Below are 25,761 nucleotides of genomic sequence, written 5' to 3' on the forward strand. Positions count from 1 at the left end.
TTTCACTTTTCACATTTCCCTTTTCACCTGCTGCGAACTTACTCCGTACCTTCGTTGTTATACATGGAAATGCAGGAAATAATACAGGTAAAAGGCCTTACCAAGTCTTTCAAAAACTTAACAGCGGTCAATGATCTTTCCTTTTCAGTCAGAGAAGGTGATGTTTATGGATTCCTGGGTCAGAACGGTGCGGGAAAAAGTACCACGATCCGAATGCTTTTAACACTTATTGAGCCAACTGCCGGCGCTATTGAATTATTTGGTCTTTCATTGAGTTCACATAGAACAGAGATCCTTCGACAAGTAGGTGCAGTGATCGAAAAGCCCGATGTCTACAAATACCTGAGTGCGATCGATAATCTGCAACTTTTCGCCCGATTGAGTGGGTTGAAACCTACACAACAACAGTTGATGCAACAACTCGAAATGGTGGGATTGGCCTCAAGGGCAAAAGACATCGTAAAAACATTCTCCCAAGGGATGAAGCAAAGATTAGGAATTGCCGTAGCCTTGGTGCATGATCCCAAACTGATCATTCTCGATGAACCCACAAACGGATTGGATCCGCAAGGGATCGCAGATATCAGAAATCTGATCAGACACCTGAGTAAAGATCTGAATAAGACCGTTCTGGTATCATCACATTTATTGAATGAGATAGAACAGGTTGCTACAAGGGTATTGATCATTGATAAAGGAAAAAAACTTGTGGAAGGTTCTGCCGCTGAACTCTTTGACCCTGCTCAAACATTGATCGAATTAGAAACATTGGATAATGAATCTGCCTTTCAGAAATTAACGAAAAGTAAATGGCAGCAATCACTCCAGCCAAGAAGATCAAGCACCATTCTGATCAAACTTCATCGTGATCATATTCCGGATTTACACCGCGAACTGGTATCATTGGAGATCCCGGTTTTATCCTTACAACCCAGACATTCACTCGAAGACTTTTTCTTACAGGTAACATCAGGCCAATATGCGAACACTCATTAATATAGAGCTATATAAAATTTTCAAAAGACCGCGAACTTACATCGCGTTTGCAGCTATCACTGCATTGATCGTGATGATCCAGTTCGGATTAAAAGTGGATGGCAAGACCTATGTAGATTTCATGTTAAATGATCTTGGATCTACCCTACAAATCGAAGGGAATATCCTGAACGGTTATTTGGTATGTTATGTGATGTTACAACTTCTATTGGTACATGTGCCTTTGTTGATCGCATTGATCGCTGCCGATATGATTTCCGGAGAAGCAAACATGGGTACTTTGCGGGTTTTACTCTCAAAGCCATATAGCAGGACACAATTCATGCTGGCGAAATTCATTGCTTCTACTATCTATACTTTGTTATTGTTGGTATGGCTCGCCTTCCTGGCACTCTTTGTTAGTATGTGGGTCTTTGGAACCGATGATATGTTTCTGATGAAGAGCAGTTATGTTGTATTGCTGAAAGAAAATGATGTATTCTGGAGATATGTTGGAGCTTTTGGATTCGCAGCATTAGCAATGACAACGGTTGCAGCACTTGGCTTTTTCTTATCTGTCTTTGCAGAAAACTCAATAGGTCCAATTGTTGCTACGATGAGTGTGATCATCTTTTTCACAATACTCAGTACCATGAATATTCCGGTATTCAATCTCGTGAAGCCATATCTGTTCACGACACATATGATCGGATGGAAGGAATTTTTTGATATTCAGGTAACAGATACCAATGAAGCCATCGTTGGTAGTATCCAATATCCGGAACGAATCGTCAACTCAGCACTGGTACTTTTTATTCATATCATTTTATTTGTGGTTGCAGCAATCGTTGTGTTCAGAAAGAAAGATGTTTTAAGCTAAATCAATAACTATGAGAAATCTGATCATACTATTTTTTCTATTTCACATCTCATTTTTTACTTCTTCTGCACAGGATATGACTCCCTTGGTCATGAAGGTAAAAGCAAAGCTTGATCAGGTCAATGATTATGAAGCTGATGGCAGAATGAAAACAGATGTTGCCTTTATCAAAGCGCCAATAGGGAAAGTGAAAATTTATTTTAAGAAGCCTAATAAATTTCGCTTACGAAAGGATGGAGGTATTTCCCTGTTACCTAAAGGAGGTGTTTCCGTTAACATGAGTTCTATTGTTACAACAGATGAGTTTGTGGCCCTTGCTGCAGGCGAAGCAACAGTTGCAGGTGTTAAAACAAAAGTGGTAAAAATGCTTCCTGTCAACGAAAATAGTGATGTAGTGCTAACCACCATGTATATTGATGAGGTCAATCTTTTGGTTCGAAAAGCAGTAACAACTACCAAAGAAAATGGTACTTATGAAATTGAAATGACCTATGGTAAGTTCGCCAATTTTGGTTTACCTGATAAAGTGACTTTTAGTTTCAATACTAAAAATTATAAACTTCCTAAGGGACTTACACTCGAATTCGATGATAATGAAAAGCCACTTACCGAAGAGCAGAAATTAAAAAATAAAAAAGGAAGAGTTGAGATCGTCTATACCAATTACGCGATCAATAAGGGAATTGCAGATAGTGTCTTTAAATAATTAGCATACTTCGATCGCCCAACTTCTATTCATCATGGTTTTAGGTAAAAGATGATGAATGCCTTCTTTCGTTGTGAATTCGCTATTGGTATTTGCAGCATCGGCAATGCCACACCAAGGTTCAATACATACAAAATCTGCATCTTTTGCACTCCAGATTCCCATGAATGGGAAATTTTCATAGGATACTTTGATGCCATGTGGATGTTTATCACAAAGGATCGAAATGCTGTTTGATCGGAGTGATTTAAAAACTAATGCATCGCCATAAAACAATGACTTCCGAAGAGGAAGCTTATCTTGTGTTTGAAGAAAATCAATAGGCTCACTCAATAATAAACCTTCATCAGAAAGCGGCCAAATAGGTGCAGACTCCACTTGCTCAAACTGTAAATAGTGGTCTTCAAACAAAGTATCAGGCATCAATGGTACTGCAAAAGCAGGGTGAGCACCAACAGAACAATACATGTCTTCCTCACCGGTATTTTCAATCTGATAACTCACTTTTAACTTATTGCCGATCAACTGATAATTGATGGAAAAAATAAAATCAAAAGGATAGACAGCTCTTGTTTCTTCGTCTGATCTCAAAGAAAAAGAAACACTGTCATCTGTTTGTTTACTAATAGTGAATGAACGATCTCTTGCAAAACCATGCCTGCTTAGAGAATATTCTTTACCCTGATATTTGTATCGATTATTTTTTAGTCCACCAACAATGGGAAATAATACCGGACTTTTCTTACCCCAAAAAACAGGATTGCCAGACCACATGTATTCAATACCGGTTTGTTTGCCGTAAATGCTTTGTAATTCCGCTCCTTTGGAACTGATCACAATACTTAACTGATCATTGGATAATTCGTACATGCATTATTCAGTTTCTTCGATACGCTCATCTACCGCATTAGCGATCATTCGGGCACTCATTTTACGAAGCGGATTCTGTCTCATTTCTGCAAAACCCAGTCTCAGACGGATGATCTCGATACAAGTAAAAGTAGCAGCTAAGAACGAGCTGTGATCAGCTTTCCCTTTTCCGGCAATATCAAAAGCCGTTCCGTGGTCAGGACTGGTTCTGACAGTATTCAATCCGGCAGTGTAGTTAACGCCTTCACCGATCGCCAGAGATTTGAAAGGGATCAATCCCTGATCGTGATACATGGCAAGTACTGCATCAAATCTTTCGTGTTGACCTCTTGCAAAAAAAGCATCAGCACTATATGGACCAAATACCAGCATCTGATGTTTGATCTCTTTAATCGCAGGCTTGATCACATTTTCTTCTTCACTACCAATCAATCCTTCATCACCTGCGTGTGGATTTAAACCGAGCACTGCAATTTTAGGCTTGTCAATACCAAAGTCCTTTTGCAGACTACTATGCATGATCTTCAATTTGCTGATGATATTTTCTTTGGTGATATGTTTTGCAACATCGGCAACTGTTACATGCTCTGTCAGTAAACCGATACGCATGTTATCAGCTACCATGAACATTAATACATCATTGACACCAAACAACTCCTTCAGGAAAGGGGTGTGTCCGGTATGATGAAAATCTTCCGATTGAATATTTTTTTTATGAATTGGTGCGGTGACCAAACCATGGATATGTCCATCTTTTAAAGCCTGTGCAGCTTCTTTCAAAGAAAGCAAACCATATTTTCCACCCGTTTCATTGAGTTGACCCGGAGTGATCGCTACTTCTTCTTCCCAGCAATTGTAAATATTCACCTGTTTAGGGTTCAGTCTGGTGAAATCTCTTCCGCTCGCATAGTTGAAATTGATATCTGGTAGGCTTTTTCTGTAAAAATTGATGCTTTTATTACTGGCAAAAACAACGGGAGTACAGAAATCCAGTAAACGATGATCACCCAGTGTTTTCAAAATCAATTCAATCCCGATCCCATTCAAATCACCACAAGAGAAACCAATCACAGGCTTTTGCATTTCATTACTCATCAGTATAGCTTTAAGGTATAAAATTAAGCATTTAGTGTTTACTGAAGCTTATGGCTTATAGGTAATTGCAAATAGAAGTACATATTGGAATAAAATACGCCTTTCGATAAGCAATCAGCTATAAGCTATTAGCGCAAATACTACCTACCTTTGCCCCAATGGAATACACGCTCAAAAAATCACTTGGACAGCATTTTCTAAAAGATGAATCTGTATGTGAACGTATTGTGGATGCTTTACAGCAAGATATGTTGACACAGTTGGTGGAAGTTGGGCCGGGTGGAGGTGCACTCACAAAGTATTTGCTGAAGATACCTGATATTTCACTGAAAGCCGTGGAATTGGACGATGAGAAAGTGGTATACCTGGAAAAGACCTATCCTGCTATTAAAGGAAAAATTATTCATCAAAGCATTCTTGATACACCGGCTCCTTTTACGGATCAGTTTACAGTGGTAGGTAATTTCCCTTACAACATTTCCTCACAGATATTGTTTCGTATACTGGAATGGAAAGAACAAGTGCCTGTGATGATTGGAATGTTTCAGAAAGAAGTAGCAGAGAGAGTAGTCTCCTCATCGGGTACTAAAGACTATGGCATTCTGAGTGTTTTGATACAGGCTTTTTATGAGGTTGAATACTTGTTTGATGTGCCGCCTGAATCCTTTAACCCTCCTCCTAAAGTAATGAGCGGGGTCATTCGGTTGAAGAGACGTGCTGTTTATGAACCCATGCGATCAGAACGCAGTTTTTTTGTATTGGTCAAAGCAGCATTCAATCAAAGAAGAAAAATGTTACGCAACCCTTTGAAAGGTATGTTCGATGCCGATACTTTGCAGGAAGCAATTTTTACAAAACGTGCAGAACAATTGACGGTAGCAGATTTTGCAGCACTTACCTATAAAATGAAGTCATAGCAGAAAAGGAAAATAATACATGTCTACTTCCAAGGTCATCATTACAGCAAAAGCTCATCCTTACTTGATCGAAAGATTGGAGAAGGCAGGTTATCAGTGTGTATATGAACCCTCCATCAGTTATGATGAACTAAAACTTGTGATCGGGGATGCTGTTGGATTGATCGTGACTACCAGATTGAAGATCGATAAGCAGATGATAGATGCAGCTACTTCTCTTGTATGGATTGGTAGATTAGGAAGTGGAATGGAATTGATCGATGTACCATATGCAACCACTAAAGGCATACGTTGTGAAAGTAGCCCTGAGGGAAATAGAAATGCTGTAGCAGAACATGCGTTGGGAATGTTATTGAACCTAATGAATAAGATCCATAGCAGTCATCGGGAGATAAGTGAAGGAAAATGGTTACGTGACGCCAACAGAGCAGATGAGTTAACCGGTAAAACCGTTGGTATCATTGGTTTTGGTAACACCGGACAAGCTTTCGCAAAACTGCTGGCCTCATTTCAGGTGACTGTTCTTGGTTTAGATATTTATAAATCAGGATTTAGTAACAGTTATATCAAAGAAGCTTCTTTGCAAGAAATTCAGCAATCTGCAGATGTGGTGAGCCTTCATTTGCCATTGACAGACGCTACTTTTCACTATGCAAACGATAGCTTTTTTAAGGAGTTTGAAAAACAACCATATTTCCTTACTACCTGTAGAGGTAAAGTAACAGATACCAAGGCTTTGATCCGTGCATTACAGCAACAAAAAATAAAAGCAGCCGGATTAGATGTATTGGAAAATGAAAAACTCGAAACTTATACGCCTGATGAAAAAGCCGATCTGGATTGGCTGCTCTCTCAGTCCAATGTAATCATCACACCACATATCGCCGGATACAGTCATGAAGCATATTACCTTATGGCAAAAGTGGTATTGGATAAATTAGGGATCGACAGTTAACTTTTTCCTTTCTCCATCTTTCTTAACCAAAGCCAGGTGATCAATGCCGGGATAAAGAACTGATATAGAAACATAAAAAGAAATGATCGTAAGTCGTTTTGTTGAAATGTAGGATCCTTTACAGGAATCAAGATGTATTTACCAATGGAGCTCTGTGAGAATAATAAACTACCTGTACAGTTCCATCCGAAATGAAGACCGATCGTAGCGTATAAAGATCCTGTTTTAATGAATGCATAGCTATACATCCAGCCGGCAGCAGCTGTGATCAAAAAAATAAAGATCATTTGAAAAGGTTGTCCAAAAGCTCCGAAAGAAAACCAATGATAGATGCCAAATGCGATCACGGATAACCATAATGCTTTTGTGGTACCCAGTCTTTTCAAAGCAATATAAAATAAGGCACCTCTGAAAATAAGTTCTTCATACAACACTGATCGGAGCATCCATCCCAATCCATTAAAAAGCTCGCTCAATCGGAACGAAGGATTTCTTTGCCAGCTGGTTCCTGTCAATATACCATTGATCAGATGATAGGTGGCTGCAAGCATAATAGCCAATAAGAAACCTATAGACAACTGAAGGATTCTTTTAATCGATGGTTGCCATCCCAAAACAGATAGACTTTGCTTTTCTATCCACCAGAGCAAGAGTGCAGACAAAAGCAATTGCACCAAAATTCCTATCATAATTTATTGATTATCATTGTGATATCGATCAAATGGAGGGCTTATCCAAAGTAGGGTTATTTTCAATAAAAAACAATAAAACGGCGTTTCATTCTCAAGAATTTTTTACTTTTGGATATCTGTGCAACGCTGCAATCAAATGTGGCGTTGTATTTTTTTTACCCTTTTTAAACGAAAGTGTATGAGCGAGAGTACAATGTATGTTACCAAGGAGACATTTGACAAAATGCGTGAAGAGTTGCAGAAGATGAAATCAGTTGATCGTCCTGCTGCATCCAGAGCTATTGCGGAAGCGCGTGAGAAAGGTGATTTAAAAGAAAATGCAGAGTATGATGCTGCCAAAGAGGCGCAAGGTATGCTGGAAGCAAAGATCAAGCAACTGGAGGGTGCTATTGCCAATGCCAAGATCATTGATACCAGTGATATAGATACCAGCAAAGTGACCATCCTTACCAAAGTAACGATCACGAATATGGCCACCAAAAAAACGGTGACCTATCAAATTGTTGGTGAAAAAGAAGCAGATCTCAAAGCCGGCAAGATCTCTGCAGGTTCACCTATTGGTAAAGGCTTAATGGGTAAAGCAAAAGGAGAAGTAGCAGAAGTACAAGCGCCAACCGGTATCATCAAGTTCAAAATCGAAGACATTACTGTTTAATTTCAATTGAGCATGTTGAAATGATGATTTTATTCATTTCAACATGCTTTTTTTATTGGATAAATCTTTGTACCATGACGATTTTTTCAAAGATCATAGCCGGTGAGATTCCCTCATACAAAATAGCAGAGAATGAAAAATTCTTTGCCTTTCTGGATATTTTCCCTTTGACCGAAGGTCATGTACTCGTGGTTCCTAAACATGAAACAGATCATTTCTTTGATCTGGATCAACCTCTTTTATCCGAAATTTTATTATTTGCACAGCCCATCGCAAAAGCCATCGAAAAAGCTTTTCCGTGTGATCGTTGTGGCATGAGTGTGGTAGGACTGGAAGTTCCGCATGCACATGTTCATTTGATCCCGATCAATACTGCCGATGATCTCAATTTCACAAGAGGAAAATTGAAGTTATCACCCGAACAACTTCAGCAGGTTCAAGCGAAGATACTGGCGGCGTTGTAAAGAGAATGAGAAGTCAAAGGTGAAAAATATTTCCCACCATGGACTATGGACCATAGTAAGGAACATTCTCTCACTTTTCATTTTTAATTTTTGACTTTTCACTTTCCCCTATCTTTAAGAACCAAAACCCCTCCTATGCAAACAACTGCATCCAAAAGAGTCATTAATGGCTGGGCCATGTATGATTGGGCAAACAGTGTGTACAATCTCGTTATTACCTCTACCATTTTTCCTGCTTATTTCGAAGCTGTTACAGGTGATGGCAATGATGCTACTTCTAATGATACCGTTCGCTTATTTGGCAGAGAGTTTGTCAATACCTCTTTGTACAACTATGCATTGGGAGTTGCTTTTATTATTGTAGCACTCATGTCACCGATGTTATCATCCATTGCAGATTATAGAGGCAACAAGAAAAAATTCCTTTTCTTTTTCTGTACACTTGGAAGTATAGCCTGTAGTGCTTTATTCTTTTATAACAGCAGTAATCTGGCTTACGGGTTGATTTGTATGATCATTGCCTGTGTTGGTTATTGGAGTAGTCTGGTTTTTTATAATTCATTCCTTCCGGAGATTGCAGCACCTGCAGACCAGGATAGGGTCAGTGCTAAAGGCTTTGCGATGGGATATATTGGTAGTGTTATCTTACAGATCATCTGTTTTGTATTTGTATTGATGCCTGATACATTTGGAATCACCACCGGCAAAGCCTCACAGATCTCTTTTTTGCTTGTAGGTATTTGGTGGTGGGGATTTGGACAACTGGCATTGAGCAGACTACCCAAAAGTACACCGGCCGGACAACCCTCTGCTCATGGAAGTATTTTTACGCATGGCTATAAAGAATTGAATAAGGTATGGAAGCAGTTGACACATCTTCCGGTGCTCAAACGTTATCTCGCCGCTTTCTTCTTCTACAATATGGGGGTTCAAACAGTGATGTTAGCAGCGACATTGTATGGTAAGAGTGAATTGAATATACCTACACAGAATCTCATCATTGCGATATTGATCATTCAATTGGTCGCAGTACCGGGAGCGTATACGATCGCTAAATTATCTGATAAGCTGGGCAACTTCCGGGCATTGATGGTAACGGTTTCTTTATGGATCATACTTTGTATCATCGGGTATTTATTGCCTCGTGATGGGGTCAATGAGTTTTATGCACTTGCTGTATTGGTTGGTTTTGTAATGGGAGGTATCCAATCGCTGAGCAGAAGTACCTATGCGAAGCTGATGCCTGAAACCAAAGACACTACTTCGTTTTTCAGTTTTTATGATGTCACTGAAAAGATCGCGATCGTAATAGGAATGTTCAGTTTCGGTTATATCAACGAATACACGGGATCGCAACGTAATTCAGTACTGGCTCTAGTGGTTTTCTTTGTGATTGGATTGATATTACTCACCTTTGCGTCAGCTACAAAACACAAACAAGGAAAAGTAAACTGATCTATGAAATTATATTCGATCAATAGCGGCAATTTTAAACTGGATGGAGGAGCAATGTTTGGGGTCGTTCCTAAAAGTATGTGGAACAAGCTGAACCCGGCAGATGAAAATAATATGTGCTCCTGGGCCATGCGTTGTTTATTGGTGGAAGATGGCAATAAACTGATATTGATCGATAATGGCATGGGGGATAAGCAAGACGCTAAATTCTTCGGTCATTATTATTTACATGGAGAAGATACATTGGACAAATCATTGGCACGTCATGGTTTTCATAGAGATGATATCACTGATGTTTTCTTAACCCATCTTCACTTTGATCATTGCGGAGGTAGCATTATACGGCAAGGAGATCAATTGGTGCCGGCCTTCAAAAATGCAGTGTATTGGAGTAATGAACGACATTGGAATTGGGCAGTAAAACCCAATGACAGAGAAAAAGCCTCTTTTCTAAAAGAGAACATTTTACCGATACAAGAGAGTGGACAGTTACATTTTGTTGAAAGTCCCGTATCTGGTTTTCGGGAGGATGGTCATTTACATACTGTTGAACTTTTCAATCATTTTTCTGTTCGATTCGTTAACGGTCATACAGAGAAAATGATGCTGCCCCAGATACAATACAAGGGACACACCCTCGTGTATATGGCAGATCTATTACCTTCTACCGCTCATTTGCCCATTCCTTATGTGATGGCTTATGACATGTTTCCACTGACAACACTACAAGAGAAGAAAAATTTCCTACAAGAAGCAGTGGATAAAAACTACATATTATACTTTGAACATGACTATTTCAATGAATGTTGCACCTTACAACTCACTGAAAAAGGCGTTCGCGTAGCAGAAACCTTTGCGTTAAATACATTGTAGGTTTTAGTTGCTTGTAGTAAAAGACCTGATTTTATTCGACAAAAAATCCGTGAAAAAACGTCCTAAAATCGGTGTTTTTCAGACACTTACTCCAATTGTTTCATATTAAGTTTACAATAGAATCCTAGCTTTAACAAGCAATTTTAAAATCCAATGTCCAAAAACCAGGTAATGGGATGTCCGAGCTGCGGATGCCGGATATCCTTCAGGCAATTTGTATTGCTCAACAACTTTTCCGCTATCAACTGCGATACCTGCCATGCCAGAATTGAGATATCCAATCGTGATGGCAATGCAGTTATCGCAGCTGTTTCTGGAGTGATCTCTGCAGCTACCATCGTTTTCGGTGCCTACATTGGTAAACAGTACTACGACTCTTTTGCGTGGGGAATAATAGCCGGAATTGTATTGGCTACCTTATTTGTAGTGATTATTTGCCGCATATTGTACAAAAGATCTCAATTACACCGAAACGTTAATTCACGACCGATACACTATCAACCTACGGAAAATTCGATCATGATTAACGGTTGAAACTGATCATCGAACTTAAAGGGTAACGAAGATTGCGATACTGCATCATATCAACTTTCACACTACCTACTACGATCGGACTTTCAATTCTTAAAGGGATATGATTCGGGTCATCACTTACCCATACAGTCATTTTTTCACCTCCTTCAAACAATGTACCTTTTACCAATAGTGGCTTGAATTTAATGGCCCTGAACTTACCGTATTTGGTTTTGATCGTCTCCTTACCCAGGTATTTGATGTACAAATTATATACTTCATTGTCCAGAAACATCGAGAAAGGGATCTTCTCTTCAGGCTTGTACTTACTGAAATCAATATTCCTTGCATAATAAATTGAACTCAGCACATCTTGTATACAACCCGGAACTTTAAATACACCTTCAGTTGTTACAGCAGTATTGTTTTCCTGATTAAAAGTAATGTTCTCGAATTTTTTATAGCCCCCTTCTTCAATATTCCGGATGAATTTTAAAGGCTGCAAATTGGCGGTATCAATATAACTTTCATATCTGTCACGAACTTTAAAGATCCAGTCATAACTCGGATTTGAACTCCCTTTTCCTACCACATGATAAGCGATGCGGTTATTCATTTTATCAAGTGAAACAGAGAAGTTAGCAGATCCTGCATTCACATATAAACCGATCACAGAATAAAAAACATTGTAAGAAATACTTTCTCCTTCTTCAAAAGCCCTGTTTCGGATACCACAGAATTCATCTCCCGCAGAAATGGGTTGAAATGCCATCAGCCAAATACTTAAGAAAAACAATCGCTTCATGTCTATTCTTTATTTGTGTTACTGAAAAACCTGATTCCCAGTAAAAAAATGCTACCGATGATCGCCGGTATGATCTGTGTAATTATCCAGACACCTACAGCCGCCGCAACGATGCCTAGTTTATTATCACTTAACATGCCAAATAACTGCAAACTGATACTTCCCCTAAGCCCCAGTTCTGCCATTGTGATCGAGGGTATGATCATCAACACCAAAAACATGACCATTACTAAAGCTGAAGCATCAAGAAAATCAAACGTCACATTAAACACCCCGAATAACAATACATATTGCATTACTATTACAACGTATCTGATTGCGGAAATGAGCAAAATTTTTGTTAAGAATCGCCAATGCAAAGATTCCATGTGCTCAATTACAAAACGATACTTCGCTACAAAGGGTATTTTCTCCAATAACCGGATCAGCCACGACAAACGGAAGAACAACAAAATGAGTACGGATACACCCAATGTGAGTATACTCATTAATGCGGTCATCCAAAACAGCGACAAACCTTCTAAAGAATGCGTTGCATCTAAAATGTTAATTCGCATATAGGTCATGCCTACCAATCCGAATACGATATGGATGATAATGATACTGATACTGCCAACAAAAGATAATGCTGCACCTTTTAAGCGATTCCCCTCATCTAAATACAAAATCCTTCCTGCAGTATCTCCAATGCGATTGATGGAATTAAAAGCAATTGCATGCCCCGACAACACCGCTTTGAATGCTTTCCAAAATGATATTTTTTGAATCGATGATTGAATGATCTTCCACTTCAAAGATTCAATACCATAATTGATCAATACCAAAAGAATCACCAATAATAACTTGCCGGATGGGGGGCCATAGAGACATGACTTGATCATCTCCCATGATCCTGCCAGATCTTTTTGCTCAACGATCTGCTGATAAATAGAAAAGCTCAACCAGATAAATAATACAGGTCCGAGGAAATAATTGAGAAATATTTTTAGCTTCTTGTTCAGTGCTTGCTTTTTAGACCATTACAAAGAAAGGGTAAAGATGTGAAAGGGGAAAAGTGAATGGTGAAAAGAGGTCTTTCTCGTGTATGAAGATAATTCGCAAAGAGATTTATGGCTAAAATCTATCGTTCACCTCAGTTTTCACTATTTTCATCCCATGGCCAAAGACGAGATCATCCTCGGTATCGATCCGGGTACCCAACTGATGGGGTATGCGTTATTGCGTATCCATAAGGGACAACCTCAGGTATTGTTGATGGATGTACTCAAGCTGACCAAAGAAAAAGACATTTATGCGCGTCTGGAAATGATCCATACCCGTGTTTGTGAATTGGTCAAATTATACAAGCCTTCCACTTTTGCGATTGAAGCTCCTTTTTTCGGCAAGAATGTTCAAAGTATGCTAAAACTTGGAAGAGCACAAGGTGTTGCTATCGCAGCTGCCATGCAAGCCGGTTTGAATGTGACCGAATACTCTCCCAAAAAAGTAAAGCAATCCATTACAGGGAATGGCAATGCCGATAAAGATCAAATATGGAGAATGTTACAACGCATTTTACAGATCGAAGAAAAGCCACAATACTTTGATGCAACGGATGCGCTGGCCGTAGCACTTTGTCATCACTATCAATCTTCATCCCCACTTATCAAAACAGGAAAACCTTTAAAAGGATGGGAAGATTTCTTGAATAAAAATCCGGATAGAGTGAAGAAGAAATCTTAGATATCTGATATCTAAAATCATTTCAAGTATCCCGTCAACACCAATACCAGCAGGATCGTTCCACCAATCACACGGTACCAGCCAAATAAGCGGAATCCATGTTTTTGCAGAAAACCTATAAAGAATTTAATGGCAAGCATTGCTACAATGAACGCTACGATATTACCAACTGCTAAAGCAATGAGATTATCAGTATTGGTCAGCATTTCAGGTGTTTCTTTCCAGGCCTTCAATAATTTATAACCGGTTGCTGCAGCCATTGTGGGAACCGCAAGAAAAAAAGAAAATTCGGCCGCTAGATTTCTGGTCAATTTTTGCTGCATACCGCCAATGATACTTGCAGCACTTCTGCTCACGCCCGGTATCATGGCTACACATTGCCAGAATCCAATGAATAGTGCTCGAACAAAACTCACGTCTTCTTCTTTCTCAATGATTGGTTGCTGAAATAATTTATCAATGAACAACAATACAATACCACCTGCTAGCATAGTGATCGCAACGGTCAATGGACTTTCCAGCAATGCATCGATCTTATCCGAAAAAATAGCGCCTAATCCCAGCGCAGGGATCACGGCTACCAATAGTTTGAGGTAAAAATTCCAACGGTTAAGCGGGAAAAATTTCTTGTGATACAATACCACGACAGAAAGAATGGCACCTAACTGGATAGCCACTTCAAATAACTTGGTAAAATCATCTTTTGCAATGCCCAAAAAGGAACTGGCGATGATCATATGTCCGGTAGAAGACACCGGCAAAAATTCCGTTAATCCTTCAACAACCGCAATGATGATAGCGTCGAAAATGGTCATGGGGAGTGGGTTAGTAGACCATGGTCCATAGTCCATGGTCTATAGCATCTATAAACTCTGGACTATGGACCATGGTCTATTATTATTTCTTCTTGAAAATCGCAAAGATCTCAATTGCCAGACCGATCACGATGAGGATTGGCGCAATTGTTATGCGAGTTGTACCGTATACTTCTTTATAATCAAATACATTCGGGTCACTGCTTTTGCCACCACTCATTAAGAAAAATCCGATAGCAATGATAACAGCGCCAATGATCATCCACTTATAATTCTCTTTCGTAAAAAGTGGGCTCATAGTATTTTTTGTTTCACTCATGGGAGTTGTTTTTTATAGTGAGTAGTGAGTAGTGAATAGTCAGTAATCAGTATTTTTTATCTTACTCACTACTAACTATTCACAATTCACTAATAAAGATCATCCAATTTCATTTTCAAATATTTCAGCACACTGCGGTGGGTGGAATAAACAGAAATACCCACACCTAACACGATCAGTCCGCCGAAAAGTATAAAAGTAAGTTTCCAGTCACGAATCGCCTTCAATTGGGGGAATTGACTCTCAGCCCAGCTGATGATACTGAACAATAAAATGATCGCAATACCGGAACTGATCAGTCCATTCACCACTGCCCTGATATTTAAAGGACGCGCAATGAAACCTCTTGTAGCACCTACCATTTGCATGGTCTTGATCAGGAATCGATTACTGAACATCGCTAAACGAATTGTATTATCGATACTAATGATGACAATGATACACAGAATGATCGCGATAACTAAAAATATCAAACCGATCTTCGCAGCACGTTCATTCAAATTACCCACCAATGTTTGCGGGTACTGGATATCCGTGATCTGATTGCCATACTTCGCTAATAGTTCTGCAGATATTTTATTGAGACTGTCTTTATTTACATATTCTGCCTTCGCATAAAAATCAATGCTTTCAGGCAAAGGGTTTACATCCAGGATCTTGGCCCAGTCTTCGTTGTTCTCACGGTTCCAGATCTCCTGAGCTTTTTTCTTGTCTACATAGGTCACCGTTTTAGTATACGGACGAGCAGCAATATGTTGCTGGATCTGACCAATGGTATCTTTATTTAAGGTCCTCAGATAAGCACTGATACGAATATCTTCCTTAAAAGCACTGCCTACCGAATTGATATTGAGGAAAAACCAGCCCATGATACCCATGATCAACAAGACTAGGGCCACACCAATGATGGTATAGATATAATTCGGTTTACTACGCTTTAAAGAAGATTTTGCACTATCTGCCATACTTTACAATTTTTTCTCCCTTCTCCCCGTGGGGAGATGGGCGGAGGAAGAGGCACAAATGTAGGGTTTTGACGCCTAAAGACTTACATTTGCAGCCACTCTAACGATCAATTTGCCATTGAAAATAGAGCAATCTCAACGTATTTGGGTTAAATATATGTTAGGATTGCCGGCAGCCGTTGCATGTACCCGAATCTCCGGACTTAAACATGCTTTGCTGACACTTCAATAACGATCAAACAGCATAAAAAATTATAAGTACACGCATAACTTATGGAATACAATTTCAGGGATATTGAAAAGAAATGGCAGAAAGAATGGACGGATACCAAAGCCTATCAGGTAAGCAATAACAGCACCAAGCCTAAATATTATGTGCTGGATATGTTCCCGTATCCAAGTGGTGCAGGTTTACACGTTGGCCACCCATTGGGTTATATCGCTTCTGATATCGTGAGCCGTTTTAAAAGACTGAAGGGATTCAATGTATTGCATCCGATGGGTTATGACGCATTTGGTTTACCTGCTGAGCAATACGCTTTGGAGCATGGGGTACATCCGGCAAAAAGTACAGCTCAGAATATCGATAATTTCAGAAAGCAATTAGACAATATCGGATTCAGCTATGACTGGGATCGCGAAGTGCGTACCTGTGATGCTGATTATTATAAATGGACGCAATGGATTTTCTTGCAACTATTCAATAGCTTCTACGATCGTCATCAGCAAAAAGCAGTATCGATCCGGGAGCTCATCAACGCATTTGAACAAGAGGGAAATACCAAACATATTTGCCCCGGTAATCCTGCACTACAATTCACTGCTGAAGCTTGGAAATCATTTACTGAAAAAGAGCGACAAGATATTTTGATGGATTATCGCCTTGCCTTTTGTGGTTATGGCGAAGTGAATTGGTGCGAAGCATTGGGAACAGTACTGGCCAATGATGAAGTGGTGAATGGAGTGAGCGAACGTGGCGGACATCCTGTGGTCAAGAAGAAATTACGTCAATGGTATTTACGTATCACAGAATATGCAGATCGTTTGCTCAGCGGACTTGACACTATCGAGTTCAGCGAAGCGATGAAAGAAATGCAGACGAATTGGATCGGTAAATCTTCAGGAGCGGAGATTAGCTTCAAGCTGCAGACTGCAAGCCATCAACAAGAACAATCAAGCTTGCAGCTTCTTGTTTATACTACTCGTCCCGATACCATTTTCGGTGTTGATTTTATGGTGGTGGCGCCGGAGCATGAACTGATTGAAAAGATCACAACACCTGAGCAGAAAGAAGCGGTAGAGACATACATCACTTATGTAAAAAGCAGGAGTGACAGAGAGCGTCAGGCAGAGAAAAAAATTACGGGATGTTTTACAGGAGCTTATGCCATCAATCCTTTTGACGGAAGAGCTATTCCGGTATGGATCTCAGAATATGTACTCGCAGGATACGGTACGGGCGCCATCATGGCGGTTCCTTGCGGTGATGAGCGCGATTTCAAATTTGCCAAACATTTCAATATTCCGATCACCAATATTATTGGCGATGCATTTGATGGAACAGATGCCAATTCTACCAAAGATGCAGTACTGAGCAACAGCGGATTTTTGAATGGTATGAAAATGCGTGATGCCATTGAAGTGGTGATCACCAAGCTGGAAGAAATGGGTATTGGCAAACGCAAAGTGAATTATAAAATGCGTGATGCAGCATTCAGTCGCCAGCGTTATTGGGGCGAACCTTTCCCGATCGTTTGGCAGGATGGTGTTGCGTATCCATTGGATGAAAAAGAATTGCCTTTGTTGTTGCCCGATGTAGAAAGTTATGGCCCTGGTCCGGATGGAGAAGGTCCATTGGCCAATTTGAATGATTGGAAGAATACCACCTACAATGGTAAACCTGCAGTACGCGAGACCAATACCATGCCCGGTTATGCAGGAAGCAGTTGGTATTTCTTACGTTACATGGATCCGAATAATCAAGAAGCCTTTTGCGAGAAGAAAGTCAGTGATTATTGGAATCAAGTGGATCTGTATATCGGTGGTACTGAGCATGCGGTGGGACATTTATTATACAGCCGTATGTGGACCAAAGCCTTGTATGACTTAGGTTATATCGGTTTTGATGAGCCATTTAGGAAATTGTTGAATCAGGGGATGATACAGGGGAGTAGTAGATTTGTGTATAGAAAAAAAGGAACACAGACTTTTGTTTCCGCAAGCCTGATCAACGGGGTAGAAGTAGATGAATTACATGTTGATGTTAATATAGTGGATGGAGTAGAATTGGATATTGAAGCTTTCAAAAAATGGCGCAATGGAGAATATGCCAATGCTGAATTTATTTTGGAAGATGGTAAATATATCTGTGGTGTTGAAGTAGAAAAAATGTCCAAATCCAAATTCAACACCGTAAATCCTGATACATTGGTGGAGAAATTTGGTGCCGATACTTTCCGTATGTATGAAATGTTCTTAGGTCCCGTAGACCAGAGCAAACCTTGGGATACAAAAGGTATCGAAGGCGTACATCGATTCCTGAAAAAATTGTGGCGTTTATTCTTGGATGAAGAGAAAGGAAAAGTGTGGAATGATGAAACGCCAACTGCGGCTGAACTTAAAGTATTACATCGTACCATCAAAAAGATCGATGATGATACAGAGCGTTATAGTTTCAATACGGCTGTGAGTAGTTTTATGATCTGTGTAAATGAGTTGAGTGATCTTAAATGTCATAAAAAACAAATCCTTCAGGAACTGCTGATCCTCTTAACGCCTTATGCACCGCATATTGCGGCAGAACTCTGGAAACAATTGGGTAATGAAGGGTCTGTGTTGGATGCAAACTTCCCTGTATTCAATGCTGCGTATGTTACAGAAACAAGTAAAGAGTATCCGATCAGTATCAATGGTAAAACACGCACCAATATTTCGATTGCATTGGATGCAACGGAAGATCAGGTAAAAGAGATCGTACTTGCCAATGAGCTGGTCCAAAAATGGATGGAAGGAAAGCCATTGAAGAAACTCATCTTCGTAAAAGGTAAAATGATCAACGTAGTCATATAACTTCAGTGCCGTTCTGTGTTTTCAGTGGCAATATAATGTTACAAGTAATTTGCCAATGAGAACACAGAGAAACACAGAAAAGCATTTATACAATCACACAGTAATACAAAGGCATCCCCACTGTAATATTGATCGGAAAAGTGACCGCTAAAGTCATCGGTAGAAAAAGACCGGGGTTGGCTTGCGGCACTGCTATTTTCATGGCTGCAGGTACGGCGATATAGGATGCACTGGCAGCGAGTATCGAAAGAATAAATCGGTTAGATACATCAGCCGTTACAAACTGACTCAGCCAAGCCACGGCAACGCCATTGAACAATGGAATACAAATGGCGAATGCAAAAGGGAACCAGCCAAATCCAAAGAGTGATTTTAATTTTCTTCCACTGGTAATACCCATATCCAATAAAAAGATCGCCAAAAAACCTTTGAACAGATCATTGGTAAATGGTTTGATGTCTTCTGCCTGTTTATTATTGGCCAGATAACCAATGACCAAACTTCCTAAGATCAGTAACACACTTCCATTGGTAATGGCATGCTTAGCCACCGATCTCTTTGAGAACTCGTTGGATTCAGTAGTGGAGAAGTAAGAGATCAATAAAAGTCCAATGATAATAGCGGGAGATTCCATTAAAGCCATTACAGCAACCATGTATCCATGTAAATGCAATTGCTGTTGTTCAAGATAAGAAGTGGCGGTTACAAATGTAACGGCACTTACAGAGCCATAGGCAGCAGCAATCGCACCTGCGTCGAATACATTAAACTTCTTTTTGAGAATGAAAAATGTATACAAAGGAATGATCAGTGAAATGGCAATACCTGCTAACATCAACCAAAGTATCTCACTGGTAAGTACTTCATGTGAGAGCTCCTGTCCACCCCTGAATCCAATGGCAAAAAGCAGGTACAGTGAAATGAATTTGGATGAGTTGGGGGGGATTTCCAAATCACTTTTCAAAAGTACTGCTACAATGCCAAGAACAAAAAATAAAAGAGCAGGGTTAGTGAGGTTTTCCAGTAAAAGATTAAAGTTCATGAATGATAGCAGAATAGATGAATAAAAGGGATGTACAGTTATCTGTGATCACTTATTGTAATTCACCTATGAAACCGAGTTCAACTGCAGAATTGATCTTGATCATCTGGTTGCTCTTTTCGGCTTCTCTGATCGCTTCCAGCACTTTTTGCAGGCTGATGCGTAAAGACTCGATACGGGCAATTGATGCGGTATGCGGACGGCCATAGCGTTCAGTATGGCTGAAGTTCTTCATGTTATGGAAATTGATCTTGCTGTTGTACAGGTTGGTCAGAATCTCCTTGGCTTCTTCGGTAGAGAACACGCCGTCAATGAGATTGATACTGCGGATCGGGTGCTGAGATCTGGATGTTTGTGCTGTTGTCAGAGTTTTCGAATCCATAATTTTAATTTGACCGCAAAGTTGTACGAAAGAAGTTATAAGTATTTATATATCTTTATTATGCTAATCATAAATAAATTTTATGAATTATACTTTGAACCAATTGGAAATATTCTTATCCGTTGTCAAAAATAAAAGTGTTTCTAAAGCAGCTGAGGAGTTATTTCTTACACAACCTGCCGTATCTATTCAGTTGAAAAATTTCCAGCAGCAGTTCGATCTGCCACTTACTGAAATGATCGGTCGTTCCTTATATGTCACCGATTTCGGTAAAGAGATCGCAGCATCTGCTCAGGAAATCATGGATCAAGTGACAGCCATTCAACATAAAATGCATGCGTATAAAGGCCAGTTGACAGGCAGGCTGAAAATTTCAGTTGTCTCTACCGGTAAATATGTAATGCCTTTTTTTCTGTCCTCTTTTATGCGTGAGAACCAGGGCGTGACTTTAGAAATGGATGTAACGAATAAAAGTGCGGTCGTACAAAGTTTACAGAATAATGAGGTTGATTTTGCATTGGTATCGATTCTGCCTGAGAAACTGGCAGTTGAAAAAGTTGATCTGTTACAGAATAAACTTTTCCTGATCGGTAAGGCAGGGCACAAGGTTAAAAACATTCATGCAAAAGAAATTTTTGATCAGTTACCCTTGATCTTTAGAGAACCCGGCTCAGGTACCCGACAAACCATGGAAGGGTTTATTCAGCGTAAAAGGATCAAAGTGGCAAAAAAAATGGAACTGACTTCCAATGAAGCAGTGAAGCAGGCTGTATTGGCCGGATTGGGATTTTCCATCATGCCACTGATCGGTATTCGAAATGAATTAAGAAATCAGGAATTACAAATTATTCCTATCCCCGGTTTACCCATTAAAACGACCTGGAGTTTGATATGGTTGAAGGGGAAGAAACACGCACCGGTTGCTGCCGAACTTTTGAAGTATATAAAAAAGGAGAAGTCAAAGATCGCGCATGAGCAGTTTGAATGGTATGAGAAGTATTAAATGCGGGGTTTATATCGGTATTGACGTGTACAATCGATTCACTGTTCTCTCTTTTTAAAGTGAATTCAAAAAAATCTTCATCTTGTAAGCTTATTCTTAAAAATAATATACCGTTGTTGAGACTTGCTTTTAACGTATCCGTTACCAGAGCTCCCATTCCATTTTCTGAAATTATTTTTAACGTGTTCTTCTCGTTACAAAAGCAATATTTCCCTTGCAACTTCACCTCCTCTAGGATACTCATTTCATAACTACTGTCATTTCCAAATGTATACCTGAAATCAGCAAATACAAATTTTATCATACTAATCATATTGCTTCTCGCAGAGGAGTCGGGATTGTTGATTTTCATTTCCTCCGATACTGAAACAGAGTCAGTTAAAAAATTATAATACACTTCTGCTGTAGAAACAGAAATCGGTTTCCATGTACCGATCAGAGAGGTATCACATTGTGCTTTTATGGTGAAATGAAAGCAAGTAGACAGTATCAGTAAAATCAGACATCTCATTTAAATACGAAATTTATATAGTGAAAATATATAATAACATCTTACCCAACAAACTTCTTTTCTGGATTTTAACCGTTCCTAACATCTTGTTTCAAAATCGGTTTTCTTATGATTATCTTACCCATCCAAAATTATTTTCCAATGAAATTCATTCTTTCATTTTTCATGACCTGCTTGTCGCTCACTGTTATAGCGCAAGGTGGACAAGCATATTTCTTATCAAATCCGGCACTGAGTCCGGATGGAGAAACTGTAGTCTTTGCTTTTGAGGGCGATCTGTGGAAAGCATCGGTAAAAGATGGTCAGGCCACAAGATTAACTGCTATGCAAGGATATGAATCAAGTCCGCGTATTTCACCTGACGGTAAATGGGTAGCCTTCAGTAGCCGTCAAATGGGAAATGCAGATGTCTATATGATGCCATTATCGGGCGGAGAAATCAAAAGACTAACCTATCATAGTGCCAATGATGAAGTCAACAATTGGAGCTGGGATAGTAAGAAGATTTATTTTACTTCGAATCGAATGGGACAATTATCAGCTTTTGCAGTACCCGCAGCAGGTGGTAATGCACAGCGATTGTTCGGGGATCATTTTTATTTGCTGGATCATGGTATTGCAGAACATCCTTCCGGTGATATTTATTTCAATGATACCTGGGAAAGCTCTAATCAATTAACACGTAAGCGTTATAAAGGACCATTCAATCCTGATATTCAATCATACAATCCCACAACCAAGCAATACAAGAAACACACAGACTGGGAAGGAAAAGACTTTGGTACAACGATCGATCGAACTGGAAAAGTGTATTTTGTTTCTGATGAAGCGAATGGGGAGTACAATCTTTACACAATAGATGGCGGAAAGAAAACTGCATTGACAAGATTCAATACTTCCATCAAAACACCTCTTGTGAACGCAGGTGGTAATAAGATCGTATTTGAAAAAGATTACCAGTTATGGTTATATGACGTTAGTGCTAAAAGATCTGAGAAGTTAAACATCAATCTGGTTAGGAACTATGTTTTACCTGCTGATAAAGACTATAATGTACGAGGCAATATTACCAATTTAGATGTATCACCGGATGGTAAAAAGATCGCATTCACATCGCGCGGTGAAATTTTTGTAAGTGATGTAGATGGAAAATTCATTCAACAGATCAATAAAGGGAATACAGAACGTGCAAGAGAAATAAAGTGGATGAGTGATAATAAAACTTTGCTCTTCAATCAAACAGTAGATGGTTGGTTGAATTGGTTTACAGTAGCTGCAGACGGCAGTGCACCGGTAAAAGCGATCACGAATGAAGTGAGAAACAATCGCTCGGGTGTATTGAATAAGAACAGGACTAAACTGGTTTATTTGAGTGGTCGTGATGAAGTGAGAATATTAGATCTAAAAACCTGGGAGAACAAAACCATCGTGAAAGATGAGATCTGGGCATTTCAAAACTCAGATCCAGGTTTTTCACCCAATGATGAATATGTTTTGTTTACAGCTGTGAGAAATTTTGAGCAAGATGTTTTTGTATACAATATCAAAGAAAATAAAACCATCAACCTCACCAATACGGGAGTAACAGAATCCAGTCCGGTATGGGGTCCTGATGGAAAGTATATTTATTTTGTTTCTGCACGAACAAAGCCGTCTTATCCATTTGGTATGCAGAATCCACGTATCTATCGTATGCCATTGGAAAAGATCGACGCACCTTATCGTAGTGATAAGTATGAAGCGTTGTTCAAAACAGAAAAGAAAGACAGTTCCAAAAAAGAACCGGCACCTATCAAGATGGATTTGAATGGTATCATGGACAGACTGGAACAGGTAGGACCAAACTTCGGTTCACAATTTTTATTGAATGTGTTACAGAAAGGAGATAAAACCACCATACTTTATGTGAGTAATCATGATGAGGGAAGACCGGCACTTTGGAAAACTGTTCTAGAACCTTTCGAAGCACCAAAAACAGAAAAGATCAATGGGGCTGATGCTTTCAGTGTTGATTATGCAGAAGGTGGAGATAAGACCATGGTTTTGATCAATGGATTGATCTATAAATTGAATGTTGATGGCAACAAAGTTGATCCTGTAAACATTGTGCATACATTCAGAAGAAGCTTATCGGGTGAGTTTTCACAAATGTTCAAAGAGGCCTGGGCGCATCTGAATGAAAATTTTTATGACGAAAAATTCCATGGTGTTGATTGGCTGGCTACGCGTAAACGTTATGAGGCTTTCGTTCCACACCTGAATACACGTGGCGATCTGAGAACGTTACTGGCAGATATGTTGGGTGAATTGAATTCCTCACACTTAGGTTTTAATTCATTCGGTGAGGAAGAAAATGTTCAACTGTCTAACCGTACAATGGAAACCGGGATCATTTTTGAAAACAATAATCCTTATAAAGTAAAATACATAGCAGCTAGAAGTAATGCAGACAAAGCAACAGTGGATGTATTACCCGGCGATGTACTGGTGAAAGTGAATGATGAAACGGTTGATCCATCTATGGACAGAAGCTATTATTTCAGCAAGCCATCTTTGGATGGAGAGATCACGCTGACATTGAATCGTAACGGACAAATAATCACTGCAAAAATTCATCCACAGGCATCTTTGTTTGCAAATTTATCAGAGGAGTGGAGTGATATTAACCAGAGAAGGGTAGATGAGAAGAGTAAGAAACGTATTGCTTATCACAATATGAAAGATATGGGAACAGGTGAGCTGGATAAATTCCTGATCGATATGACACAGGATTTTTATCAGAAAGATGCGTTGATCCTGGACCTGCGTTACAATACAGGCGGAAATGTGCATGATGAAGTGCTTCGATTCTTGAGTCAGCGTTCTTATCTGCAGTGGAAATATCGAGAAGGAAAACTAACACCTCAATCCAATTTTGCTCCGGCAGATAAGCCAATTGTTTTATTGATCAATGAGCAATCGCTGAGTGATGCTGAGATGACAGCACAAGGTTTTAAAGCGTTGAAGCTGGGCACGATTATCGGAATGCCGACATATCGTTGGATCATCTTCACCAGTGGAACCGGATTGGTGGACGGATCATTTGTTCGTTTACCAAGCTGGGGTTGTTATAGTTTAGATGGAAAAGATTTGGAGATCACCGGTGTGGAGCCGGATATCAAGATCCCGATGAATTTCGAAGATCGTATCAATGGACGTGATCCACAATTGGATCGAGCTATTGAAGAAATTTTGAAGAAACTGAAAAATTAGTAGATCTGTTCTTAGTAATCTGCGAATCTGTAGCTTATTATTTTGCCACAGATTCGCAGATTTTTTTTTACAAGTAATTCAATGAAACTTTGTCGAAATACTTCATTCATGTTTCATCCTGTAGTTCCATTTGAAATAGGTGTAGATCAATTATTGGCATTGGACCTGACTGCCAACAACAAAGCAGTTACTGAAACGTTGGTCAATGATATTGATCTTTTTTCTGCTTATATCGATCAGTGTTTAATAGACTCAGGCGCTCGTTATGCTATCGGAGGATACAATGAGCATAGAACTGTATACAGCAGAAGTAGGGTGTTTGATGATGCGGAAGAACCTCGTCGTCTTCACCTAGGTACAGACATATGGGGTCATCCAGGAACACCTGTATTTGCGCCTCTCAATGGAGTTGTCCATAGTTTTGGTTTCCACGAAACGTATGGTGACTACGGTGCAGTGATCATTCTGCAGCATGAATGGGAAGGAGGGATATTACATAGCTTATACGGACATCTATCTTTTCATGATCTGGATGAGTTGTATGAGGGAAAAGCAATTTATAAAGGAGAAGCTTTTGCTCATTTCGGTGAGCCTCATGAAAACGGGCATTGGCCACCACATCTTCATTTTCAGTTGATCCGAGATATGCAGGGGAAAGTTGGAGACTATCCGGGCGTTTGTAAATTCAGCGAACGTCAGCAATATTTAGCCAACTGTCCGGATCCAAGTATCATTTTAAAAGACACTTTCTATAAATAATCCTATTCAGTGACTCTCTGTGTCCTCAGTGGCAATAAAATGCCACAGAGAACACAGAGAGTCACTG

Annotated in this window: 25 protein-coding genes; 14 read left to right on the forward strand and 11 right to left on the reverse strand. The window is 39.6% G+C overall.

The features are described from left to right. Nucleotides 1-69: 69 nt before the first annotated feature. From ABXG83_RS12425 to ABXG83_RS12435, 3 genes are read left to right on the forward strand one after another with little or no spacing between them, the layout of a single operon-like run. Nucleotides 70-996 carry an ABC transporter ATP-binding protein gene (locus tag ABXG83_RS12425; RefSeq protein ID WP_353549187.1) on the forward strand — a complete coding sequence of 309 codons (927 nt, stop codon included), beginning with the start codon at nt 70-72 and terminating at the stop codon, nt 994-996. After that, nucleotides 980-1,855, forward strand: coding sequence for an ABC transporter permease subunit (locus ABXG83_RS12430; protein WP_353549188.1), 876 nt, complete (start codon nt 980-982; stop codon nt 1,853-1,855). Before ABXG83_RS12425 ends, ABXG83_RS12430 begins: the two co-directional genes overlap by 17 nt. A gap of 10 nt (nt 1,856-1,865) precedes the next feature. After that, the gene (locus tag ABXG83_RS12435; RefSeq protein ID WP_353549189.1) at nt 1,866-2,561 is read left to right on the forward strand and encodes a hypothetical protein; all 696 of its coding nucleotides are present in this window, start codon (nt 1,866-1,868) and stop codon (nt 2,559-2,561) included. On the opposite strand, the gene ABXG83_RS12440 is transcribed toward ABXG83_RS12435, so the two are convergent. Continuing rightward, nucleotides 2,562-3,431, reverse strand: coding sequence for an aldose 1-epimerase family protein (locus ABXG83_RS12440; protein ID WP_353549190.1), 870 nt, complete (start codon nt 3,429-3,431; stop codon nt 2,562-2,564). A 3-nt stretch (nt 3,432-3,434) separates the two neighbouring features. Continuing rightward, on the reverse strand, nt 3,435-4,526 hold the full coding sequence (pdxA, locus tag ABXG83_RS12445) for a 4-hydroxythreonine-4-phosphate dehydrogenase PdxA (protein ID WP_353549191.1): 1,092 nt from the start codon (nt 4,524-4,526) through the stop codon (nt 3,435-3,437). 158 nt (nt 4,527-4,684) lie between these two features. On the opposite strand from pdxA, the gene rsmA reads away from it, so the two are divergent. Both rsmA and ABXG83_RS12455 read left to right on the forward strand, forming a co-directional pair. Next, nucleotides 4,685-5,443, forward strand: coding sequence for a 16S rRNA (adenine(1518)-N(6)/adenine(1519)-N(6))-dimethyltransferase RsmA (gene rsmA, locus ABXG83_RS12450; protein WP_353549192.1), 759 nt, complete (start codon nt 4,685-4,687; stop codon nt 5,441-5,443). A gap of 19 nt (nt 5,444-5,462) precedes the next feature. Next, complete coding sequence (locus ABXG83_RS12455; RefSeq protein WP_353549193.1) at nt 5,463-6,398, forward strand: NAD(P)-dependent oxidoreductase; 936 nt, start codon at nt 5,463-5,465, stop codon at nt 6,396-6,398. On the opposite strand, the gene ABXG83_RS12460 is transcribed toward ABXG83_RS12455, so the two are convergent. Beyond that, on the reverse strand, nt 6,395-7,087 hold the full coding sequence (locus ABXG83_RS12460) for a CPBP family intramembrane glutamic endopeptidase (RefSeq protein WP_353549194.1): 693 nt from the start codon (nt 7,085-7,087) through the stop codon (nt 6,395-6,397). The two genes, ABXG83_RS12455 and ABXG83_RS12460, sit on opposite strands and share 4 nt — an antisense overlap. A gap of 181 nt (nt 7,088-7,268) precedes the next feature. On the opposite strand from ABXG83_RS12460, the gene greA reads away from it, so the two are divergent. The 4 genes from greA to ABXG83_RS12480 all read left to right on the forward strand — a co-directional run bounded on the left by greA (nt 7,269) and on the right by ABXG83_RS12480 (nt 10,537). Continuing rightward, on the forward strand, nt 7,269-7,745 hold the full coding sequence (gene greA / locus ABXG83_RS12465; RefSeq protein ID WP_178886929.1) for a transcription elongation factor GreA: 477 nt from the start codon (nt 7,269-7,271) through the stop codon (nt 7,743-7,745). A gap of 74 nt (nt 7,746-7,819) precedes the next feature. Continuing rightward, nucleotides 7,820-8,209 (forward strand): HIT family protein, encoded by a 390-nt coding sequence (locus ABXG83_RS12470; RefSeq protein WP_353549195.1) that lies wholly within the window; start codon nt 7,820-7,822, stop codon nt 8,207-8,209. A 135-nt stretch (nt 8,210-8,344) separates the two neighbouring features. Beyond that, nucleotides 8,345-9,664: an MFS transporter gene (locus ABXG83_RS12475; protein ID WP_353549196.1), complete on the forward strand. Its 1,320-nt coding sequence runs from the start codon at nt 8,345-8,347 to the stop codon at nt 9,662-9,664. A 3-nt stretch (nt 9,665-9,667) separates the two neighbouring features. Continuing rightward, complete coding sequence (locus ABXG83_RS12480; RefSeq protein ID WP_353549197.1) at nt 9,668-10,537, forward strand: MBL fold metallo-hydrolase; 870 nt, start codon at nt 9,668-9,670, stop codon at nt 10,535-10,537. Between the two features lie 143 nt (nt 10,538-10,680). Here the strand turns inward: ABXG83_RS12480 and ABXG83_RS12485 are convergent, their stop codons facing one another. The 3 genes from ABXG83_RS12485 to ABXG83_RS12495 form a co-directional block, all read right to left on the reverse strand. Then, the gene (locus tag ABXG83_RS12485; protein ID WP_353549198.1) at nt 10,681-10,875 is read right to left on the reverse strand and encodes a hypothetical protein; all 195 of its coding nucleotides are present in this window, start codon (nt 10,873-10,875) and stop codon (nt 10,681-10,683) included. A gap of 185 nt (nt 10,876-11,060) precedes the next feature. After that, entirely contained in the window at nt 11,061-11,855 is a 795-nt protein-coding gene (locus tag ABXG83_RS12490) for a DUF3108 domain-containing protein (RefSeq protein WP_353549199.1), read from the reverse strand. A 2-nt stretch (nt 11,856-11,857) separates the two neighbouring features. Next, the gene (locus ABXG83_RS12495; protein ID WP_353549200.1) at nt 11,858-12,796 is read right to left on the reverse strand and encodes a lysylphosphatidylglycerol synthase domain-containing protein; all 939 of its coding nucleotides are present in this window, start codon (nt 12,794-12,796) and stop codon (nt 11,858-11,860) included. Between the two features lie 214 nt (nt 12,797-13,010). Between ABXG83_RS12495 and ruvC the strand changes: the two genes are divergently transcribed. Next, complete coding sequence (ruvC, locus tag ABXG83_RS12500; protein WP_353549201.1) at nt 13,011-13,577, forward strand: crossover junction endodeoxyribonuclease RuvC; 567 nt, start codon at nt 13,011-13,013, stop codon at nt 13,575-13,577. Between the two features lie 17 nt (nt 13,578-13,594). Here ruvC and ABXG83_RS12505 read toward each other — a convergent pair whose 3' ends face one another. The 3 genes from ABXG83_RS12505 to ABXG83_RS12515 all read right to left on the reverse strand — a co-directional run bounded on the left by ABXG83_RS12505 (nt 13,595) and on the right by ABXG83_RS12515 (nt 15,676). Then, a complete protein-coding gene (locus ABXG83_RS12505) occupies nt 13,595-14,392 on the reverse strand; it encodes an undecaprenyl-diphosphate phosphatase (protein ID WP_353549202.1) in 798 nt (265 codons plus the stop codon). An 82-nt stretch (nt 14,393-14,474) separates the two neighbouring features. Further along, nucleotides 14,475-14,711, reverse strand: coding sequence for a DUF3098 domain-containing protein (locus ABXG83_RS12510; RefSeq protein WP_353549203.1), 237 nt, complete (start codon nt 14,709-14,711; stop codon nt 14,475-14,477). An 89-nt stretch (nt 14,712-14,800) separates the two neighbouring features. After that, nucleotides 14,801-15,676 (reverse strand): permease-like cell division protein FtsX, encoded by an 876-nt coding sequence (locus ABXG83_RS12515; RefSeq protein ID WP_353549204.1) that lies wholly within the window; start codon nt 15,674-15,676, stop codon nt 14,801-14,803. A 273-nt stretch (nt 15,677-15,949) separates the two neighbouring features. Between ABXG83_RS12515 and leuS the strand changes: the two genes are divergently transcribed. Continuing rightward, nucleotides 15,950-18,745, forward strand: a complete 2,796-nt coding sequence (gene leuS / locus ABXG83_RS12520) for a leucine--tRNA ligase (RefSeq protein ID WP_353549205.1) — start codon at nt 15,950-15,952, stop codon at nt 18,743-18,745. Between the two features lie 85 nt (nt 18,746-18,830). On the opposite strand, the gene ABXG83_RS12525 is transcribed toward leuS, so the two are convergent. Together ABXG83_RS12525 and ABXG83_RS12530 are read right to left on the reverse strand one after the other, a co-directional pair. Beyond that, nucleotides 18,831-19,787, reverse strand: coding sequence for a sodium-dependent bicarbonate transport family permease (locus ABXG83_RS12525; protein WP_353549206.1), 957 nt, complete (start codon nt 19,785-19,787; stop codon nt 18,831-18,833). A gap of 52 nt (nt 19,788-19,839) precedes the next feature. Beyond that, entirely contained in the window at nt 19,840-20,169 is a 330-nt protein-coding gene (locus ABXG83_RS12530; protein WP_353549207.1) for a hypothetical protein, read from the reverse strand. 82 nt (nt 20,170-20,251) lie between these two features. On the opposite strand from ABXG83_RS12530, the gene ABXG83_RS12535 reads away from it, so the two are divergent. From ABXG83_RS12535 to ABXG83_RS12545, 3 genes are all read left to right on the forward strand, one after another. Further along, nucleotides 20,252-21,172 (forward strand): LysR family transcriptional regulator, encoded by a 921-nt coding sequence (locus tag ABXG83_RS12535; RefSeq protein ID WP_353549208.1) that lies wholly within the window; start codon nt 20,252-20,254, stop codon nt 21,170-21,172. Nucleotides 21,173-21,824: 652 nt separating this feature from the next. After that, nucleotides 21,825-24,935 (forward strand): S41 family peptidase, encoded by a 3,111-nt coding sequence (locus ABXG83_RS12540; RefSeq protein ID WP_353549209.1) that lies wholly within the window; start codon nt 21,825-21,827, stop codon nt 24,933-24,935. Between the two features lie 108 nt (nt 24,936-25,043). Continuing rightward, nucleotides 25,044-25,694 carry a peptidoglycan DD-metalloendopeptidase family protein gene (locus tag ABXG83_RS12545; protein ID WP_353549210.1) on the forward strand — a complete coding sequence of 217 codons (651 nt, stop codon included), beginning with the start codon at nt 25,044-25,046 and terminating at the stop codon, nt 25,692-25,694. The last annotated feature ends 67 nt before the right edge of the window (nt 25,695-25,761 follow it).

This window comes from Sediminibacterium sp. KACHI17 (assembly GCF_040362915.1).
Lineage (GTDB): Bacteria > Bacteroidota > Bacteroidia > Chitinophagales > Chitinophagaceae > Sediminibacterium.

What these genes read in the sequence shown, in the direction of transcription:
- ABXG83_RS12425 (WP_353549187.1), top strand. Translation starts at nt 70, where the DNA reads ATGCAGGAAATAATACAGGTAAAAGGCCTTACCAAGTCTTTCAAAAAC.
- ABXG83_RS12430 (WP_353549188.1), top strand. Translation starts at nt 980, where the DNA reads ATGCGAACACTCATTAATATAGAGCTATATAAAATTTTCAAAAGACCG.
- ABXG83_RS12435 (WP_353549189.1), top strand. Translation starts at nt 1,866, where the DNA reads ATGAGAAATCTGATCATACTATTTTTTCTATTTCACATCTCATTTTTT.
- ABXG83_RS12440 (WP_353549190.1), bottom strand. Translation starts at nt 3,431, where the DNA reads ATGTACGAATTATCCAATGATCAGTTAAGTATTGTGATCAGTTCCAAA.
- pdxA (WP_353549191.1), bottom strand. Translation starts at nt 4,526, where the DNA reads ATGAGTAATGAAATGCAAAAGCCTGTGATTGGTTTCTCTTGTGGTGAT.
- rsmA (WP_353549192.1), top strand. Translation starts at nt 4,685, where the DNA reads ATGGAATACACGCTCAAAAAATCACTTGGACAGCATTTTCTAAAAGAT.
- ABXG83_RS12455 (WP_353549193.1), top strand. Translation starts at nt 5,463, where the DNA reads ATGTCTACTTCCAAGGTCATCATTACAGCAAAAGCTCATCCTTACTTG.
- ABXG83_RS12460 (WP_353549194.1), bottom strand. Translation starts at nt 7,087, where the DNA reads ATGATAGGAATTTTGGTGCAATTGCTTTTGTCTGCACTCTTGCTCTGG.
- greA (WP_178886929.1), top strand. Translation starts at nt 7,269, where the DNA reads ATGAGCGAGAGTACAATGTATGTTACCAAGGAGACATTTGACAAAATG.
- ABXG83_RS12470 (WP_353549195.1), top strand. Translation starts at nt 7,820, where the DNA reads ATGACGATTTTTTCAAAGATCATAGCCGGTGAGATTCCCTCATACAAA.
- ABXG83_RS12475 (WP_353549196.1), top strand. Translation starts at nt 8,345, where the DNA reads ATGCAAACAACTGCATCCAAAAGAGTCATTAATGGCTGGGCCATGTAT.
- ABXG83_RS12480 (WP_353549197.1), top strand. Translation starts at nt 9,668, where the DNA reads ATGAAATTATATTCGATCAATAGCGGCAATTTTAAACTGGATGGAGGA.
- ABXG83_RS12485 (WP_353549198.1), bottom strand. Translation starts at nt 10,875, where the DNA reads ATGGTAGCTGCAGAGATCACTCCAGAAACAGCTGCGATAACTGCATTG.
- ABXG83_RS12490 (WP_353549199.1), bottom strand. Translation starts at nt 11,855, where the DNA reads ATGAAGCGATTGTTTTTCTTAAGTATTTGGCTGATGGCATTTCAACCC.
- ruvC (WP_353549201.1), top strand. Translation starts at nt 13,011, where the DNA reads ATGGCCAAAGACGAGATCATCCTCGGTATCGATCCGGGTACCCAACTG.
- ABXG83_RS12505 (WP_353549202.1), bottom strand. Translation starts at nt 14,392, where the DNA reads ATGACCATTTTCGACGCTATCATCATTGCGGTTGTTGAAGGATTAACG.
- ABXG83_RS12510 (WP_353549203.1), bottom strand. Translation starts at nt 14,711, where the DNA reads ATGAGTGAAACAAAAAATACTATGAGCCCACTTTTTACGAAAGAGAAT.
- ABXG83_RS12515 (WP_353549204.1), bottom strand. Translation starts at nt 15,676, where the DNA reads ATGGCAGATAGTGCAAAATCTTCTTTAAAGCGTAGTAAACCGAATTAT.
- leuS (WP_353549205.1), top strand. Translation starts at nt 15,950, where the DNA reads ATGGAATACAATTTCAGGGATATTGAAAAGAAATGGCAGAAAGAATGG.
- ABXG83_RS12525 (WP_353549206.1), bottom strand. Translation starts at nt 19,787, where the DNA reads ATGAACTTTAATCTTTTACTGGAAAACCTCACTAACCCTGCTCTTTTA.
- ABXG83_RS12530 (WP_353549207.1), bottom strand. Translation starts at nt 20,169, where the DNA reads ATGGATTCGAAAACTCTGACAACAGCACAAACATCCAGATCTCAGCAC.
- ABXG83_RS12535 (WP_353549208.1), top strand. Translation starts at nt 20,252, where the DNA reads ATGAATTATACTTTGAACCAATTGGAAATATTCTTATCCGTTGTCAAA.
- ABXG83_RS12540 (WP_353549209.1), top strand. Translation starts at nt 21,825, where the DNA reads ATGAAATTCATTCTTTCATTTTTCATGACCTGCTTGTCGCTCACTGTT.
- ABXG83_RS12545 (WP_353549210.1), top strand. Translation starts at nt 25,044, where the DNA reads ATGTTTCATCCTGTAGTTCCATTTGAAATAGGTGTAGATCAATTATTG.